Source organism: Acutalibacter sp. LFL-21, from assembly GCF_025630755.1.
GTDB lineage: Bacteria > Bacillota > Clostridia > Oscillospirales > Acutalibacteraceae > Acutalibacter > Acutalibacter stercoravium.
On the sequence record NZ_JAOTNT010000014.1, the window covers coordinates 21,970 to 39,397 of the forward strand.

Annotated in this window: 16 protein-coding genes and 1 pseudogene; 2 read left to right on the plus strand and 15 right to left on the minus strand. The window is 51.2% G+C overall.

Translation table 11 applies throughout. The features are described from left to right. Window positions 1-48: 48 nt before the first annotated feature. A complete protein-coding gene (locus ODJ80_RS13020; protein WP_263042418.1) occupies window positions 49-477 on the minus strand; it encodes a sigma-70 family RNA polymerase sigma factor in 429 nt (142 codons plus the stop codon). Between the two features lie 304 nt (window positions 478-781). Here ODJ80_RS13020 and ODJ80_RS13025 point away from each other — a divergent pair, with 304 nt between their 5' ends. Next, window positions 782-1,132 carry a helix-turn-helix transcriptional regulator gene (locus tag ODJ80_RS13025; protein ID WP_263042419.1) on the plus strand — a complete coding sequence of 117 codons (351 nt, stop codon included), beginning with the start codon at window positions 782-784 and terminating at the stop codon, window positions 1,130-1,132. A 55-nt stretch (window positions 1,133-1,187) separates the two neighbouring features. Here the strand turns inward: ODJ80_RS13025 and ODJ80_RS13030 are convergent, their stop codons facing one another. From ODJ80_RS13030 to ODJ80_RS13095, 14 genes and pseudogenes are all read right to left on the minus strand, one after another. Beyond that, complete coding sequence (locus ODJ80_RS13030) at window positions 1,188-1,373, minus strand: cysteine-rich KTR domain-containing protein (protein ID WP_263042420.1); 186 nt, start codon at window positions 1,371-1,373, stop codon at window positions 1,188-1,190. Window positions 1,374-1,470: 97 nt separating this feature from the next. Next, on the minus strand, window positions 1,471-1,659 hold the full coding sequence (locus ODJ80_RS13035) for a cysteine-rich KTR domain-containing protein (protein ID WP_263042421.1): 189 nt from the start codon (window positions 1,657-1,659) through the stop codon (window positions 1,471-1,473). A 128-nt stretch (window positions 1,660-1,787) separates the two neighbouring features. Next, window positions 1,788-2,168: a DUF3592 domain-containing protein gene (locus ODJ80_RS13040; protein WP_263042422.1), complete on the minus strand. Its 381-nt coding sequence runs from the start codon at window positions 2,166-2,168 to the stop codon at window positions 1,788-1,790. A 14-nt stretch (window positions 2,169-2,182) separates the two neighbouring features. Continuing rightward, window positions 2,183-2,821, minus strand: coding sequence for an ABC-2 transporter permease (locus tag ODJ80_RS13045; RefSeq protein WP_263042423.1), 639 nt, complete (start codon window positions 2,819-2,821; stop codon window positions 2,183-2,185). After that, complete coding sequence (locus ODJ80_RS13050; protein WP_263042424.1) at window positions 2,821-3,681, minus strand: ABC transporter ATP-binding protein; 861 nt, start codon at window positions 3,679-3,681, stop codon at window positions 2,821-2,823. Before ODJ80_RS13050 ends, ODJ80_RS13045 begins: the two co-directional genes overlap by 1 nt. Window position 3,682: 1 nt before the next feature. After that, window positions 3,683-4,057, minus strand: a complete 375-nt coding sequence (locus ODJ80_RS13055) for a GntR family transcriptional regulator (protein ID WP_087231096.1) — start codon at window positions 4,055-4,057, stop codon at window positions 3,683-3,685. 317 nt (window positions 4,058-4,374) lie between these two features. Continuing rightward, window positions 4,375-5,787, minus strand: coding sequence for a relaxase/mobilization nuclease domain-containing protein (locus ODJ80_RS13060; RefSeq protein WP_263042425.1), 1,413 nt, complete (start codon window positions 5,785-5,787; stop codon window positions 4,375-4,377). Window positions 5,788-5,973: 186 nt separating this feature from the next. Further along, entirely contained in the window at window positions 5,974-7,095 is a 1,122-nt protein-coding gene (locus tag ODJ80_RS13065; protein ID WP_263042426.1) for a DUF2971 domain-containing protein, read from the minus strand. A 314-nt stretch (window positions 7,096-7,409) separates the two neighbouring features. Beyond that, window positions 7,410-7,700, minus strand: a complete 291-nt coding sequence (locus tag ODJ80_RS13070) for a CD1845 family protein (protein WP_263042427.1) — start codon at window positions 7,698-7,700, stop codon at window positions 7,410-7,412. Further along, entirely contained in the window at window positions 7,697-8,005 is a 309-nt protein-coding gene (locus ODJ80_RS13075) for a hypothetical protein (protein WP_263042428.1), read from the minus strand. The genes ODJ80_RS13070 and ODJ80_RS13075 overlap by 4 nt, the downstream gene beginning before the upstream one ends. A gap of 151 nt (window positions 8,006-8,156) precedes the next feature. After that, window positions 8,157-8,501, minus strand: a complete 345-nt coding sequence (locus ODJ80_RS13080) for a MobC family plasmid mobilization relaxosome protein (RefSeq protein WP_263042429.1) — start codon at window positions 8,499-8,501, stop codon at window positions 8,157-8,159. Between the two features lie 359 nt (window positions 8,502-8,860). Next, window positions 8,861-9,562 (minus strand): annotated as a pseudogene (locus ODJ80_RS13085) (DUF3849 domain-containing protein); the annotation flags it as partial. A 1-nt stretch (window position 9,563) separates the two neighbouring features. Further along, window positions 9,564-16,307, minus strand: a complete 6,744-nt coding sequence (locus ODJ80_RS13090) for an SNF2-related protein (protein ID WP_442863924.1) — start codon at window positions 16,305-16,307, stop codon at window positions 9,564-9,566. Beyond that, window positions 16,235-16,591: a TnpV protein gene (locus tag ODJ80_RS13095; RefSeq protein WP_006571762.1), complete on the minus strand. Its 357-nt coding sequence runs from the start codon at window positions 16,589-16,591 to the stop codon at window positions 16,235-16,237. The genes ODJ80_RS13090 and ODJ80_RS13095 overlap by 73 nt, the downstream gene beginning before the upstream one ends. Here ODJ80_RS13095 and ODJ80_RS13100 point away from each other — a divergent pair. After that, complete coding sequence (locus tag ODJ80_RS13100) at window positions 16,590-17,393, plus strand: hypothetical protein (RefSeq protein WP_263042431.1); 804 nt, start codon at window positions 16,590-16,592, stop codon at window positions 17,391-17,393. The genes ODJ80_RS13095 and ODJ80_RS13100 overlap by 2 nt on opposite strands. The last annotated feature ends 35 nt before the right edge of the window (window positions 17,394-17,428 follow it).

The following is a 17,428-nucleotide window of genomic DNA, read 5'->3' on the forward strand; positions in this document are numbered from 1 at the left end:
CCAATGAAGGCAAAAGTTGTCCTTCTAATAACACTGACAAAAATGGCATCATTCGGACGCTTGGGAAAAAACTTTTACCAGTTTTTTTAATCCAAGATGGATGCTGTCACGCACACGGCGCGGGTCAACGCCTTCGGCCTGGGCAATCTCCTTCACGCTCATATCCAAGTAGAACCGAGCATAGATCCGTTTGGCCTGTTTGTCCGGCAGTTCCATCACCGCAGCGTAGAGCTGTTCCCGCCGTTGTTCGTCCTCCAAGATTTCCTCCGGGGTAAGTGGGCGATTTATTACGGCATTTTCAATGCCATTGTCATAGTCCAAAGAATAGTATGCCTTATAGCGATACATCTGGCGCTCATAGGCAGCGTCAGCTCGTTTGTCTGCCAAAAACACAGCGTGTACTTCATCGGTCACATCCAAAAAAATGTCTGTTTTATATATATCGGGATACAGATCCCGAAGATTGATTTTCTGCATTATGTACCTCCATTTCGGTTCACAAGTCCAGTTGACGGGTGAGCCGAAATGAGGCGGAGAACGACAGCCAGGAGTATTACTGCTTTTACCTCTAAATCTGTATTGGAATACAGGTTCAACAACGCAATGACTTAATAGAAAACATTGAAATTCATGTTCAGCGCAACATACTTGAACCAGTTATTCCTTTTCAAGGCGCAACTCCTTTCACTGAAAAGATGAAATACAATACAGTTTCAGGGCGCACCGCAGTGAATTAAAACAAAACGAGGTGTATTGTAGAATATATTTGAGGTGAATTGGGATGCAAGAATATTCTCAGCGATTGGCTGATGCGATTAAGAAGGCTCGATTAGAGCTTGGTCTTACTCAAGAGCAGGTGGCGGAAAAGAGTGGTACTGATGTGCGGACAATCATCAATATGGAACAAGGCAGAGGGAATCCCAAGCTTGAAACTCTGTTTCCGTTAATCCGCGCACTTAAAATGGATTCAAGAGAAATTTTTGATGTGGCTCCTAATTTGGATGCACCATCTATTCGTTATTTGCGCTTACTGATTGATGACTGCAATGAAGAAGAAGCTGCCACGCTACTTCCCGTGATGGAATCCGTTTTATCTGCTTTGCGCTCCCCACGAGCAACAAAAATCAAATAGGTTATATAAACAAAAGAGCCTGCTACCCTTGCTATCGGGGAGCAGGCTCTGCGCTTTATGCGTCTGGCTCTTTGCTAAGTACCAGTTTCAATTTTACAACATCGATTCGAAGCTCTTTCTTGCACTTTGGACAGTAGAGTGGGAACTTCACGAGAACTGTGTCCTCATACACCTTTGTTCTTGTTTTTCCACCGCAGATCGGACAGCGAATCCACGAAGAAGGCGTTTGATTGTGGTTCACTATATCGCCTCCTATAAACGGCTTAGCTCTGCATATAATGTCTGGCTTTTGCCTATCTTAAAAAGAAAGCCGACAACAAACAAGGCTACCTTGTCTATTATCGGCTCTGCGTCTGTGCGTCTGGCTCTTTGATAACTGATGTATTCATATGGTTTACATTAACTAAAGTTTCCTGTTTGCATTTCGGACAATACAAGGGGAAATTTATTAGAACCGTATCCCCTCGAATCTTTAGTCGTGTTTTATTGTGGCAGATAGGGCATAGTACCCATTGAATTTCATGCAATGTATCACCACCTTATCTATTTTTTCTTCTTATTCTTCCATGCTCTGTATATTGCATTTGCGATAGGAAGCAAAATACATATTGCTACAAACCAGCTTGGAAAATGCGGCATAGTTACTCCCTCCTTCTTATATAAAATTAGACATTGCCAACGCAACACAGGCAACAGCAATTAAAAACGATACAACTATCCTCCACACAGAAAAGCTGTACAATTTTTCTGGATGATTGATGTCATAACGAACAGAAATTGTAGTTCCAACTTGTGATGCCATAGGTACTTGTATTCTGTTTTGAGATTGATAGGTTTTTCCTTTTACCTTGTATGACAATGTTGCCCATTTTGAATTGCGGAATTTTGAGTTCTGAGGATTTGGTGTTTTAATTGAAATAATTGTTCCAACTACCTGCGCTGTTTGGTTCCTTTTCAGCAAATACTGAATGAAATTTATAAAACCAAAGCCAAATGCCAAAATAGCAATGATATAGAGAAAAATAGTATCTCTCATAGTCCCACCTTTCTTTATGCTAAATCAGTTTCGTTGTAGATTTTTATAGACAACATAGACGACACCACCAAAATTATAAAGCCACCCACCAAAACGCCGCTATAAACAAAATAAGCGGGGATTGAAGCAAGAAAATCCAAGTTGGCGGTATCCATTCGCATAAGCATAGGGAGAATGAACGGTGAAGCAACAATAATAACGGCAAATGCAAATTTTGTTTTCTCGTACCCCAGCTTATATTGAATTGGCAAGTAAATCCCAATAAAAACAGATGTTACAAAGAACATAAGGATAAACAATGCTATGCCAGATGTACCCAGCCCCGGAATAAGAAGTGTTTCAATTCCAAAAATGATGCAGCACGCAACATATATTGCAATACAGAAAATGTATTTTGATAATACCATCATGCTCCTTGAAAACGGCGTGGCACATAGTAATGTCGTAGCTTTAGGAAATTGATATTCTTTTAGAGATACATATTGAAGCAGCATAAAAACCGAAAAAATTACGGAAAGGATGAAGCCAAAAGTTCCAGCAAACTCTGGTGTCCGCCAGCGCATGACCGGTGGAATAAGAATAGCAGCCACCAATACAATCAGAACATACTTCTTAACAATCAAAAAATCTTTTTTTATCAAGTGAAATAACATTATTCTTTTCCTCCTTCAATATTGCCGAGCATAATATCCTCGATTGTCGGACGCTCAATAATAATGTCTGGAATATGCTGCTGAACCTCAGACACCCTTTGGGTAATTCCGGTAAACCCATAGGCTGTTTCGGAAATTCGCAAAAATAGCTTGCGGATATTTTCGTCCATCTTACGCATATCGCCTTTAACAATACGGTAACTATCCAACAAGGTATCTTTTTCCTCTTGAAACACAATACGTCCATTGTCAATCAGAATAAGCATATCGGCAATCTTATCCAGATCGGATGTAATATGCGTTGAGAAAAAAACACCTTTTCCGCCTTTACTCATGTAGTCTGTCAGTATGGTTAAAAGTTGTCCGCGGATAAGCGGATCAAGGCCACTGGTTGGCTCGTCCATAATCAGCAATTCGGCATTATGTGAAAGTGCCAGTGCAAGAGCGTATTTCATTTTCATGCCTTTAGAAAGTGTATTGATTTTCTGCTTTGGACTGAGTTCAAACCGCTCCATATATTCCTTGAAATCCTGTTCACTCCACGCCGAGTATGCCGAGGCAATTACATCTTTCATTTCAGCTAATGATAGTTCGTCATAAAAGCAGCCATCATCCAAGACAACGCCAATACGATCTTTAATTTGACGAGCATCTTTTTCAATGTCCATACCAAAAAAATTAATATGGCCAGAAATGCGACTGGTAAGCCCTAATATAGATCGTAGAGTGGTTGTTTTGCCTGCGCCGTTAACGCCAATAAATCCCGTGATACATCCTTCCGGCAGGGTAAAGGAAACATCCTTCAAACTGAAATCGTCATACGATTTATTTAGGCCAGTTACTTTCAAAATATTGTCCATTTCAATCCTCCTCGTACAGAATATCCATCATAGCATTTAATTCATCTTTGGTAATTCCCATTGTTTTCGCCGTCTGTATCATATCTTGCATTTTCTGTTCCACAAGGCGGCGCTTAGAATCTCGCAATAGTTCAATATTGCTGGTTGATACAAAAGTACCCTTTCCTACTTGACTTGTGACAAAACCTTCTTTTTCCAGTTCCTCATAAACCCGCCGTATGGTTAAGACGCTAACAGACAAATCGTTTGCGAAGGCTCGAATAGATGGAAGTGGATCACCCTCGACTAATTCCTCTTTTAAGATAGCATCTTTAATCTGGTCTTTGATTTGCTGGTATAGAGGATTTTCCGAAGTATTAGAAATCAATATCTTCACAAAGTATTTTCCTCCTGTGCTTTAATGTGATGTTCTCACATACACACTATACACTACAAACACAATTAAGTCAAGAATCACTTGCGAATCACCAAAAAGGAGCAGTATTTCATATCAATCTCCGTTGTATTCTTATAATCTAACTGATAGGAGCGCTGTCTTTGCCATCATTTTTGGGATGTCAAGTAGCAAGCAATGCCCCTGGATAGCCATTCGGCTTCCAGCGCTGCTTGTTGAGGGTATCCCCCAAGCCCCCATGAACGCAGAATTTCATTCTGCGGCTACGCGTCCGATGGACGCTTTTGACTACGATCAGATCACCGCTGCTCGTGGCCTTTTTCCTTTTCGGTATCGTGTTCCGTCTCCGTATGTAAGAGCCGATCCACATTGGCCTTTGCCGCCAGCAGCTCCCGCATTTCCTCACGGGAGCGCCGGTACTCGGTATAGGTCTTTTTCTTTTCCTCCAGCAGCCGAGCATATTCAGCTTGCAGTTCCTTGACTTTGGGCAACTTCTTGACCCCCATATCATCAAAGACATTTTTTGCCGCCTGATGGAGCAGAATTTCTTCCTCATGTTCCTCGCGGAATTTCTTTGAGTAGCCAGCTTTTCGGTAGGCCACATAGGTGTCACGAGTCTTGGCATAGTTGATGATATGGGTCCGCAGGACGGCGATCTCCGCCATGCGTTTCTCCGCTGCCTTGATTTTTGCAGACAGCTCATTGTGGTGGGCCGTGGCCGCAGCAGCTTTCTCCTCCAGCACTGCATACTCCAACAGATTATGCTCGGTGAGATAATTCACGGTCTGCGCCATCTGTTTCAGATTAAAGACCTTGGCCCACCGCACATACCCAGCACCTTTTCCGGCCTGAAGCTTTGCCTGGATGTCAACCAACAGATTGACCTTTGGCGGATCTGCTTGCTTGACTGGTTTCTGACGAGGTGTATGTTCTTTTTGACCGGCGAGGACAGCCAGCAGATCCTCCAGAGTGTAGCCTTTGCCCAGGCTGTCCAAGCGGGACACTTTTCTCCAGCCGGGGAACTTCAAACGGTAGGATTTCCCGCGCTTGGATACTTCGCAGCCGGATTCCCGGAGCAGCTTCAGCAGCTCGTCCAGGTCAGCAGGCTTTTGTGCCAGGGCGTTGTCAATGGCAGCACGGAGCAATTCCCGATGGGAGGGCTTCGCCTGATCGCCCAGCCATTGGTCGTAACTTTTGCCGTGGGGCTTTGGGTTCTCGACAATGGAAAGTCCGTTTTCAATGCAGATGGTGTCGCTCAATCGACGGACGGCTTTTGTGCTGCCCCAAAAGTTGCGGAACTTCCGGTCACAGTCCAGGTTGACCGAACTCCAAATGATATGATTATGGACATGGGCCTTGTCAATGTGGGTACAAACGATAAAGGCGTGTTTGCCCTTGGTGAACCGCTTGGCAAACTCCACGCCCAGCCGGTTCGCTTCCTCCGGCGTGATCTCCCCAGGGCAGAAAGACTGGCGGACATGGTAGGCGATCACATCATCTGCGCCCCGAACCCGTCCGGTGGCGGCGATATACTGGCGCTTAGCTAGCATGAACTCGGCATCGGCCACACGGCTGTCGCACTCATAGCCGGTGATGAGCCTGCCGTGGTCGGTCTTTTGCGGGTTGGCCACATAGTCGATGATCTCGCTGATGGCTCGGCTCTCGGTTCGGCCCTTGCCGATGTGCAGCGGCATGATGCGTGTGGTTGCCATTGTTATGAACCCTCCTTTTGAAAAAATAGCGGCCTGCCGAAGCAGACCGCTCTATAAGTTTTTCGAAACAGTGTTGTGTTGTAAGAACAAATTTGCTATGTAGCAGTATGAACAAATGCAGGAAATGTACACTATAATAGGCGATTTACTGAATCAATACTGATTATCTTTCTGGATGCTTGTTAGTCATTTGCGCGGAGAAGTACCCTTCATGTATTCCGCATATGAAACTGGAAACAATTTAAAATCATCTCCATGATAGTTCTGAATCATTTGATAGCAAGGAATATCTTTCTCTTTGCAAATTTCGTTTAATATTTGAGCTTGTTCTGCTGATGACCTACGCCCAATGTATACTGCTGTAGGTTTTAAAGAAAAAATCACTTTGTGATTTGTCACAGAATCAATGCTTGGCGGCGAAAAAAGCCGCCATTCTTTTTCATATTCCCAATCAAGTGATTTGGTCAGCAAACATTTAGAAATCAACAATGTATCTCCATAGTACAGTTCCATGGGGGCTTCTGCCCTTGCTATTATATTGGCTTGAATTACAGTCAATAAATGCGATGTTGCATCAAACCTTGACTTGCTATATATAACTGGTGCAATAGACGGAGTAATCATAAAATTGTTACACCCTTTAATATCCGTGCACCCTTGTTGACATGGTTTGAGAATAGATTTGAAATCATACTCCAAACAAAATCCGTGATGCCCATTTGCATAGTGGCCCCACATCAGCGATGAATCGTTATGCTCGCTAAAACACGCAATATGTCTCTGTGATTCTGCTTGCAGAATTCCAGTAAAGAACTGGTCGCATAGGTCATTGAAATTTTGAACAATAAAAGCGATAATCTGTTGTTTCATTATTTCGCAGTTTGTTCGCAAGGCGCTTTCATCTAATCTGTCCGGGATATTGGCAATTATCCGTTCAACCATTTCTGCACCAAAAGCATTTGTCATGGCTGCAGGGATATTTCCACTTTTAAACAGCTGTATTAGATTTAAAATGTGTTCAAAAGATAGCTCTCTTTCCAACTCGCTCTGTATCGTATCCAGATTATAAAACGGAATACACTCATAGGGATCATTAAATTCCCACAGATTGCTTCCCCATATTTCATCGTTTCTCAACGCACTAACTGCATATTCTGTATTTGCTCGAAAACGATAGAGACGATCGGGAATATTAGTAATTATCCATTCCTGTAATGTTTTTATTTTGACTTTTGCAGTTTCCTGAGAGGATAGGCTATCAACTGTTGTTCCATATAATAAGCGTTCAAATTCTATTCTTTTATCCATAGTGATTCTCCAACAACGTGAGTATAGGTATGGTTTTGCAAGCAATCCAAAACCACATTGTAAAATACCGGAATACTTTAATTTTCCATTACTGCTAACTGACTTCAGTCTAGACTGCTATTTGGGAAATATCTCGGCATAGATTATTTTGACATTCTTGAATCCTTTAACCTTTTTTACAGTATACCCTTTTTATGTTCCATCTTCAATGTAAGTTGTCGAAATAAGGTGGGGAGTAAAGACAACATTAGCGATTGAATAAAACGCTCTATCTGATGGGATCATTCAATCCTTTATCAAATAGAGCGTTCATTCTATCCATAAACTGTATCTTGCAGAAAATATCGAAAATTCTGCACTTTTCCCAGCAGCCAAAAGGCCAGTTTTGGCAATCCAAGCGGGCCGAGAAGAAATGCAATCGCTAATAGGATAAGTCCATTTTTGGGGGAGTAAGTAACCAATACCGCAGTTCCGAGAAAGGTGACTACCATACTGGCCAGCCCCAGCACCAAACCCGACACATAGATCAACCCTACGCAAATCCAGATGGCCAGGGTGAGCAGCAGCACCACCGGCGCAATCACGATTTTGAGTAATACTTTCATGCCATCGCCCCCTTCAATTCCAAATAGTGCTGCCGGATATACGCAATCGTTTTTTCTCCTTCTGCATCCAAAACCTCAAGATGTCTCTTTCGCAAGATGAGATACTCGTTATACGCAGTAGCAGATTCGAGTAGCTTATTAAACATTGATTTCGGCGTTGGGCAACATACAACATCCGACCAGTCCTGTGCGGCAGCATCCCACAACATGACTGCATAGCCATGCTTAGTTTGCACAACTTCTAAAGCTGTATCTGCCTTCAAATAATCTTCAAAGATTTTAAACACAATTCTATCTGTCAGCATGATTTGTCAGATCCTCAACAGGTTTGTTTCTGATATTATTGTACCCACATTCTTCTTATCTTCGCAAGGATGCGGGCAAAAAGAAAAAGCGGAGGGAGGCGCGGCGAAAAGAACGCCGTTCCTCCCTCCGCAGATGGGGTATATGCCCCTGTCACGAAAGATTGGAGAGCTGGGTCAGGATTTCCTTCACACCTGCCCATAGCTGCTCCTGCCGCTGGGCTATATCCTCCAGATCAGCATCGTAGATACGCCCGGTCTCATGTACTCGGCGGGTAAGCTGGTTCAGATTGTTGCTGCTCCGGCGCAGCAGGGACACCAACTCCTTCAGCTCCGGTAAATCTAGCTGCACCACATAACCGTCCAGGGCCATCTTTCGTAGATAGGCTTCCCGATTATTGGTCCCAAGTTGGGACATTTTCTGCTCGATCAGCGCCAGCTCCTCCGGGGAGACCCGGAAATTTACCTGGACATCACGCTTGCGTTTCGGGCCGCTCACCGCTCCGGCTCCTGTTTCTTATGGGCCGGAGCTTTCGTGGTTGTCTGTTTCGGCTCCTGCTTCAAATACTCCCGGACAGAGGGCCGGATCTGACGCAGCTCTTTGGAGCGGTCCTCATTGGCCAGGATGGTGGCATAGGTCCCAGGCAGCCCTTTCATGCCGGTAAAAGTCAAGCTGCGAAACGGCAGGAGATTCATCAGCCGGTCATGGTCTTTGCTCCCGGCACGATTCAGAAACTCCGGGGAAATGCGGGCCATGTAATGGGTCCCGTGTGGGCTGTTCGGCACATCCGGTGCGCGCAGCTCCCGCAAAATCCGTTCTGCCTCTGCCTGGATGTCCTCTGCCGTCAAGGGCTGGCGGCGCAGATGTTCCTCGCGCACAAGATCAATAAAGCCATTCAGAACGGCGGGGTGGCTGTTCAGGGCATAGCCGCACCGGACGGTATCAGAGTTGTAGTTGGGAATGGTCTTGGCCCATTCCTTGTTCCGGGGTGAATAGCGTGCGTCCCAGTCCTGGAGCTGGACGGTGTTGGCAAGGACCAGCATGACCCGGTCCATGCCGTAGGTCTCGATCACGCCCTTGGCGGCATCGTGACTGAGATACATCCCGTCGAAATGTTCCCTCACCGCAGTTTCAATAGCCTCTTTGCATTGGAGATTGGCGTTATTGGAAGCCCGGTACTGCTCCAGCTCCCCATGCTCTTTCGCATAGATGGCGGAGTGCGGATAGATGGCAGCCTTTCGTAGCTCCGCCTGCGCCTTGCAAGCATCATCAGCCCGGCTCTCAATACTTTCCCGGATCACATCCATATAGCCGGTCTCCAGCTTCTCAAAGTGGCGGTACACATCGGCCAGGGGCGTGGGCGAATCCAGCAGCGCCTGGGCCTGGGCGTCGGTCAGCTCCAGCTCCTCCATCGCCATCACAATGTCCTCCCGGACGGTGTATTCGTAGGCGTGGTTCAGAACCTCCACCGGGGGCTGGCTTTTCAGCCAGTCCCGGTATTTTTCCTGTTCGGCGGCCATCTTCTCATAGAGAGCCGTATTCAATTCGTTGGTATTCATGTTATCGCACCTCCTCATGCTGTTTCGATTTCTTTTCGGGGCTTCGGGGCGGCACCGGGCGCTTCAAGCTGTCCAGCACCGAGGGCCGTGCGCTCTTGGCAATCACGGACTCCGGCTGGGAACGGCCTCTGCCATCCAGGTTCAGAAGCGTGTCCAGCTCCACCAGACGGGCGGACTTTACCCGCAGATCATCCTCATAAGGGAAAGGCTTGCCCACTTCCTCTTTGGCAGCGGCCTGCTGCTGGTACAGATTGTCCAGCTGGGCCTTGGTCGCATCCAAACGCTGGGACATCTGCGCGAGTGCATTGTCGATACGGGTCAGGTTGCCGCGTGGGTCCGTACCGAGGCTTGCCCGGTGGGTCATCTGGCCTTTCAACAGGAGCGTATATTCCTGTTTCCAAGCGGAAAACTCCACGGACATAGTAAAGCCCCGATAGCTGCCGATCTGCACCGGTTCGGAGCCTTTGACCTCCTTACAGGCATCCAGCAGGGCGGCACCGGCATTCTCTTTGTCGGTCAAAACATCCCCCCGAATTTCCATGCCGATAAAGCCGTCCTCTGGGTGGGGATGGGCAGCCAGGGCCTCCAGGTCTGCTTCAAAGCCTTGAATAAAGCCTTTGTGCTTTTCAATTTCCTCTGGGAAGTATTTCAGTAGCTGATCCTCCAGACGGTACTGCTTGCTCTGGTGGTCGGCTTTCATGAGCTTCAATTTGGCGACCTCCACATCCAGGTCCATGCGCTCCTTGATACGGGGGTCTCCGGCGCACAGGGCCTTGATCTCGGCAAAGGACAGTGCCGTTTCGTCCACATCGTCGCAGCTTCTCACCGGCGATTTAGAGGTCATAATCTGGCTGATGAACTTCTGCTTATTCTCGACGGTTTGCCATAGGTAGGCATCGAAAGTTCCCTCGGTGACATAGCGGTAGACATGGACCAGGGGGTTTTGGTTGCCCTGGCGCTCAATACGACCCTTACGCTGGGCAAGGTCTCCCGGCCGCCACGGGCAGTCCAGGTCATGCAGCGCCACAAGCCGGTCCTGCACATTGGTGCCAGCGCCCATCTTGGCGGTGCTGCCCAGCAGGACACGCACCTGGCCGGTGCGGACCTTGGCAAACAGCTCCTTTTTCCGCACTTCGGTGTTGGCCTCATGGATAAAGGCGATCTGATCGGCGGGCATTCCCTGGGCGATGAGCTTCTGCCGGATGTCCTCGTAGATGGTAAAGACCGGCTCCGGTTCGTCCAGTGGCACAGCCTGCTCCAGCGCATGAAGCGTGGGATTGTCCAGTGCCTTGGCTACCTTTTTTGAGGGGGTGGCCTGGGGCGTGGAAATGTCGCAGAATACCAGCTGGGTCAGCTTGTCAGCCTCGCCGTCCCGCCAGATCTGCATGATGTTTGCGACACATTGGTTGACCTTGGTGCCGGGTTCGTCCGGCAGTGCCTGATTGATAATGCGCTGGTCCAGGCCCAGCTTGCGGCCATCGCTGGTGATCTTGAGCATATTGTCCTGGGAGGGGTCCACCGTGCCACTGTGTACCAGGGAGGCACGCTCGGATAGCGCCTTCACCATTTCCTGCTGCTGCTCGGTGGGCTGGGCCACAATGTTGTGGTATTCCACCTCCGGGGTGGGCAGATTCAGCTGATCGGCAGTCTTAATGTCAGCAACTTCGCGGAACAGGTTCATCAGCTCCGGGAGATTGAAAAACTTGGAGAAGCGGGTGCGCGCCCGGTAGCCGGTGCCTTCCGGTGCCAGCTCCAACGCCGTTGTCGTTTCGCCAAAGCGCGACGCCCAGCAATCGAAATGGGTCATGCTCAGTTCCTGCAAGCGGTCATACTGGAGATACCGCTGCATGGTGTAAAGCTCAGTCATGGAGTTGCTGACCGGGGTGCCGGTGGCAAAGATAACACCCCGGCTGCCGGTGATCTCGTCCATATAGCGGCACTTGGCAAACATATCGCTGGACTTTTGGGCGTCACTGGTGGAGAGGCCCGCCACATTCCGCATTTTGGTGTAAAGAAACAGGTTCTTGTAGTTGTGTGCCTCGTCTACAAACAGCCGATCCACGCCCAGCTGCTCGAAAGTTACCACATCGTCCTTACGGCCCTCGGCCTGGAGCTTTTCCAGTCTGGCCTCCAGGGATTTCTTGGTGCGTTCCAGCTGCTTGACCGTGAAACGCTCCCCGCCGCTGTACTTCACCTCGGCAATGCCCTCGGTGATCTCGTCAATCTGCTCCTGAAGGAGCCTTTCCTGACGCTCCCGGCTGATAGGAATACGCTCAAACTGCGAGTGGCCGATGATAACGGCGTCGTAGTCGCCGGTGGCGATCCTGGCGCAGAACTTCTTCCGGTTGTGGGTCTCAAAGTCTTTCTTGGTCGTGACCAGAATTTTTGCAGAGGGATAGAGCCGCAGAAACTCCGACGCCCATTGTTCGGTCAGGTGGTTCGGCACCACAAAGAGGGACTTTTGGCACAATCCCAGCCGCTTTGCCTCCATCGCGGCGGCGACCATTTCAAAGGTCTTGCCCGCACCTACCTCGTGTGCCAGCAGCGTGTTACCGCCATAGAGGATATGGGCGATAGCCCCCAGCTGGTGGTCTCGGAGAGTGATAGCCGGATTCATGCCGCCGAAGGTAATATGGGACCCGTCATATTCACGGGGCCGGGTGGAGTTCATTTCCTCATTGTACTGGCGCACCAGCGTCTGACGGCGCTCCGGGTCTTTCCAAATCCAGTCTTTGAAAGCATCCCGGATGGCCTGCTGCTTTTGGGCTGCCAGGGTGGTCTCTTTGGCATTCAGCACCCGGCGCTCTTTGCCGTCCGCGTCCTCCACAGTGTCATAGATACGGACATCCCGCAGGTTTAAGGAATCCTCCAAAATCTTGTAGGCATTGGCGCGGCTCGTTCCGTAGGTGGTGTAGGCCGCCACATCTTTTTCGGATACAGAGCTTTTGCCCGTGACCTGCCATTCGGCGGTGTAAGAGGCGTAATTGACCTGAATGGCGCGCTGGAGGTAGTACGGAGTGTTAAAGGTCTCATACATGAACTGCTGGATATACTCTTTATCAATCCAGGTAGCGCCCAGGCGCACCTCGATCTCCGAAGCGTCCAGGTCTTTAGGCTGGGCAGCGGTCAGGGCCTCCACATTGATGGCAAAAGCTGGGTCCTGCTGTGCGGCCCGCTGTGCCTGACGCAACTTGCGCCGTACATTGCCGGACAGATATTCGTCGGCGGTCACATAATGGGGAGTGCCGTCTTTCTCCACCTGTCCCGGCACACGGAAGATCACGCCTTGTAGCTCGGCGGCCAGCTCGTCGCTGGTCTTGCCGGTGAGCTGTTCCATGTACTCCATGTCCACACGGGCTTTTTCTGCGATGGATACAGCCAGAGCTTCGCTGGCGGTGTCCACCGAAGTCACCGCCTCATGGGGTTTGATGGTCCGCTTGGTGAACATATCCGCCTTGCGTTCCAGTCTGCCATCCTCATCCACGATTTCCAGCGCGCAGAGCAGATAATAGCTGGAATCATCAGCAAAGGCCAGTCGGTTTGCCCGGTCATTGATAAGGCCGTACTTGGTGGAAAAATCATCATAGAGCCGGTTCAGCTCCGCCTGTTTGCCCCGGATGTCGCTGTCCGGTGTGGCGGCGTCCATTTGCAGGTCGATCAGTTCCTGGACGCAATCCCGCAGCCCCACCATGCCTTTGACACGGGCTTCGGCGGTGGCATTGAGATCGGGGCGCACCATACGGCTGTTCTCCCGGAAATACACAACTCCATCCACCACGGTGTAGGAGTAGTTCTTCACATTAGGGTCGGCGGGGATGGATGTGTCGATGGCTTCGCCCTCGCCCAGCTCCGGCAGCTCGGCCTCCTGGTAGGTACCGCGAATGTACTTCACGGCATCGTGCAGCTGATCGGCCAGTTCCAGACCTTCGATGGGGTTCACGGTATAGTCCATGCCGTGAGCGGTGCTTTCCGGTTCCTGTCGGCCCAGCACCATTTCCGGGTGGTCCAGGAAATAGCGGTTGATGGCAAAGCCATCCTCGGTCTGGCCGGTCTGCGTCCATTCCGGCACAATGTCCAGCGGACGGTCCCGCTTTTGCAGGAAAATGATGTCCGATACGACCTCGGTCCCCGCATTGGCCTTGAATGCATTGTTGGGCAGACGGATGGCCCCCAGTAGCTCGGCGCGCTGAGCAAGATACCGGCGCACGGTGGAATCCTTGGCGTCCATCGTGTAGCGGCTGGTGACAAAGGCCACCACGCCGCCGGGACGCACCTGGTCCAGAGCCTTGGCGAAAAAGTAGTTGTGAATGCTGAAATTCAGCTTGTCGTAGGCTTTGTCCCGAACTTGATATTGGCCAAACGGAACATTGCCCACCGCCAGATCGTAGAAATCTCGCCTGTCGGTGGTCTCAAACCCTGCCACGGTGATGTCGGCCTTGGGGTAGAGTTGCTGGGCAATCCGCCCGCTGATGGAATCCAGCTCCACGCCGTACAGCTTGCTTCCGGCCATGTTCTCCGGCAGCATACCGAAAAAATTCCCCACGCCGCAGGACGGCTCCAGGATATTTCCGGTCTCAAACCCCATGCGGCCCACGGCTTCATAGATGGCGCGAATCACCGTGGGGCTGGTGTAGTGGGCATTGAGGGTGGACCCTCTGGCGGCAGCGTATTCCTCCGGGGTCAGCAGCTCCTTCAGCTGAGCATATTCCTTGCTCCAGCTTTCCTTGTCGGGGTCAAAGACATCGGCAAGGCCGCCCCAGCCCACATACCGAGAGAGGACTTGCTGCTGCTCCGGCGTTGCCTGCCCGGTGGTTTCCTCCAGGTATTTCAGTAGCTTGATTGCCTCGATATTGGCCTGGAACTTGGCCTTGGGGCCGCCTTCGCCCAGATGATCGTCGATGATGTGGAAATTCTCGGCGGTGCGGCGCAGGTTCTCCTTGTATTCCCCGTAGGCGGCTTCCTCGGCAGCCCTGGCATTGGGGAAGGTCTGCCACTCACCATTAACTTGGATAGAAATGGGGTGTTCGTCCAGCACTTCATCCGGGATTTTCTCCGGCTCGGCGGCAGGCGCTGGCGGCTCCGGCTCATTGGTCCGCATGGTTTGAACGATCACATCATAGGGCAGATGGTTCTTATCGCCCGGATAGACGGCCACCGTCTCGGCGTGATAAGCCGGAGTTTCGGCAGACGGTTCGGGGCGTTCCTGCCCAAAACCGTCCAGCTGACGGGCATACAGCCCGCGCAGCAAAGGCGCAACCTCCTCCCAGCGGAAAAACAGCATGGCCAGCCGCTTTTCGTCTGCGTCCAGCACTTCCAGCTCGATACCTTCAGGCATTGTGCGGTAGTCGGCGGTGTCGCCGGTCTCCAGCTCCATCGTCTCCACAATGTTGGGATAGGCTCGGCTCAGCCACAGGGCAACCTCCCGGTTGCTCTTGCCATTGTGCAGCAGCTGGGAAAGCTCCGCCTTGTCCGCCTCACCGATCAAGCCGTGGGCCAGCACATCCCGCAGGTCCTGGTCTACCGCATCCGGGTTTGCCGGAAGAAACTCGGTATAGAAGTCGTTGCGGTTATCTGCCCGAAGAAGCTGCTCAAACTGTTCCTGACGCTCGGCCCGGTAGATGGGATAGCTCATGCCGGTGGGCAGCAGCTGCACCGTGTCATCCCGCAGCTCTGTGATTTGGTGAGCGCGGTCATCCAGATAGACAATATCCCCCACATGGTAGGGAGGGACTGTTGGATCATAGGAAGTCCGCTCCCGGACCGTGCCACGGGCCGCAGCGTATTCTTCGGTTGACACGGGAACACTCGAATTGCCGGAGGAAGGCTGTTCCGGCTGGTCTGCTTGGGCGGTCGCTCTGGATATGGCCTCCACATCCCGCATGACCTGCTGAACAAAGGGATCGTTGTCCAGCTTTTCCGGGTCCACCACATGACCGTCCACAATGCCGCGCTGGGCAAGGGTCTCTCGGATGGCGATGGGGTCCACATCGTCCAGATTGTCCTGTTCGACCTGGGTGTAGAAACGGTCCTCCTTAATGAGCTGGGCAATCCGGCGCTGTACCTTGGGCCAGGGCAGCGCCGTTCCTTCGGGGCTTTCCGGGCGGACCGCAAACGGGGTTTTACCGTCACCGCCGTCAAACTGATGAGCCAGCCATGCGGCGGTGTCTTTTTCCCGCGCATGGTCTTTCATGTAGCGGACAACGGCGTGTTTGCTCTCGATCTTGCCATTCCAGTTCTGGATAGCCCGGTCAATGTCATTGTCCGAAAGTGGGCGCAGCAGCTCATGGAGCTTGGGATAGGTCTCGTCGATGACTTCCCGATGAAGGCGATGCCGGAACTCCGGCGTATCCGAATAGAGGCGAAGCAGCCCCATGTTGTCAGACCCCAGGACGGCACGGCGAATAGCGGCGTTGCCCTCAATCACAGCGTTCTCATAGTCACTGTGACCACAGGCGTTCCGGTATCTGATGTCCTGGGTAACAGCCTCCAGCACGATGGGCTTGTATTGCTCATGCAGCTCGCGGAGGGTAGGTTTTGCCGCCTCTGCCTCATGGCCGGTAGTTTCCGGCTGCGGCTGTTCTTGGGCAAAAGAAAAAGCAGAGGATGTTTGCACATTCTCTGCTTCATCTATTCTTTGGATTTGTTCCGCTTCGGAAAGAAACAGGTTTAAGGTCAGCTGTTGATAAGCTCCGCCATCAGAATCTCCTCGGCCTGAGCCTTGCAGGTGTTCATCAGGCCCACCCAGCGCATCGGATCGCGGGCTTTCAGCTCCTCCGTCGCGCCCGCCGACTCCGCCAGCTGGGGCATCATCTGCTCCAGACGGCTGTTCGCCGTCTCGTCGATCTCGATGAGGTGCGGGTACAGCTTCTCGGTCAGCAGCAGCTGGTTGTAAATCAGGGGCCGGTGTTCCTTCAGATACGCTTTCCGCAGCCGCCCGTACTTGCCCAGGGGCTTCTCCGGCTGTTCGCTCAGGCTCAGGTCGGGAATCAGGTAATCCCCGTTCTGCGTGTAAGTCAGGTTGTTCTTCATGGTGGTTGCTCCTTTCCGCGAGTTGTTCGCGCTCATAATTCTGGATGGTGACGCCGATCTGCCGCAGCACCTGCTGGTTCATCTGACTGACCGCCGCTCCCAATGCCCCAACCGTGGCCGGGGTATTAAAATCGAAAATCGGCATGAAGTCCTCATGCTGGAAATATTGCTCCGTATCCAGCCCACATCGGGACATCAGGGCGTAGGCGATGCTGACGGTGGCGGCAGACTTGAATTGGACTTCGATGTTGAGATCATCGTACTCCTCCAGGAACGAACCGTCAACGATGTAGCGGAAGTCCTGCTGATGTTCGTCCCAATACTCACTCGCCAGCTTTCCAGCCACATCAGTGAGCTGCTGGGCGAGATCATCACCGGCAACGCCGTAGCTGCGCTCCAGCATGGCCGACACAGGCCCGATGTGTTGTTCCTCCAGCTGCCACAGCCAGGGGGTACGGGAATGTTCACGGGTGCCAGTGTCGGAAATATCGAACACATAGCGCAGGCGGGGCCTGTCGCCGGAATCGTCCACCAGGGCGATACCCTTGGAGCCACGGCGCACATACCGGCCCATTTTGTCGTTCCACAGGTCGTACTCGGCGCAGGCGATGGCGTCCGGGCGTTGGGCGTAAATCATCATCTGCTCATGGAACGGATATTTGTAGAGGCGGGCGGCAGTAGTGAGAAAGGCCGTCCATTCCTTCCAGCTGCCCACAAGCCGGGTCGATACCTGCTCGGCCATCTGCCGGTAAAATTCAGCTTTGGATGGCATGGTTTTCTGTCCTCCCTTCATGTTAAATAGAAATGGGGCGGCACATCAGGCCGCCCCGCTGGGTC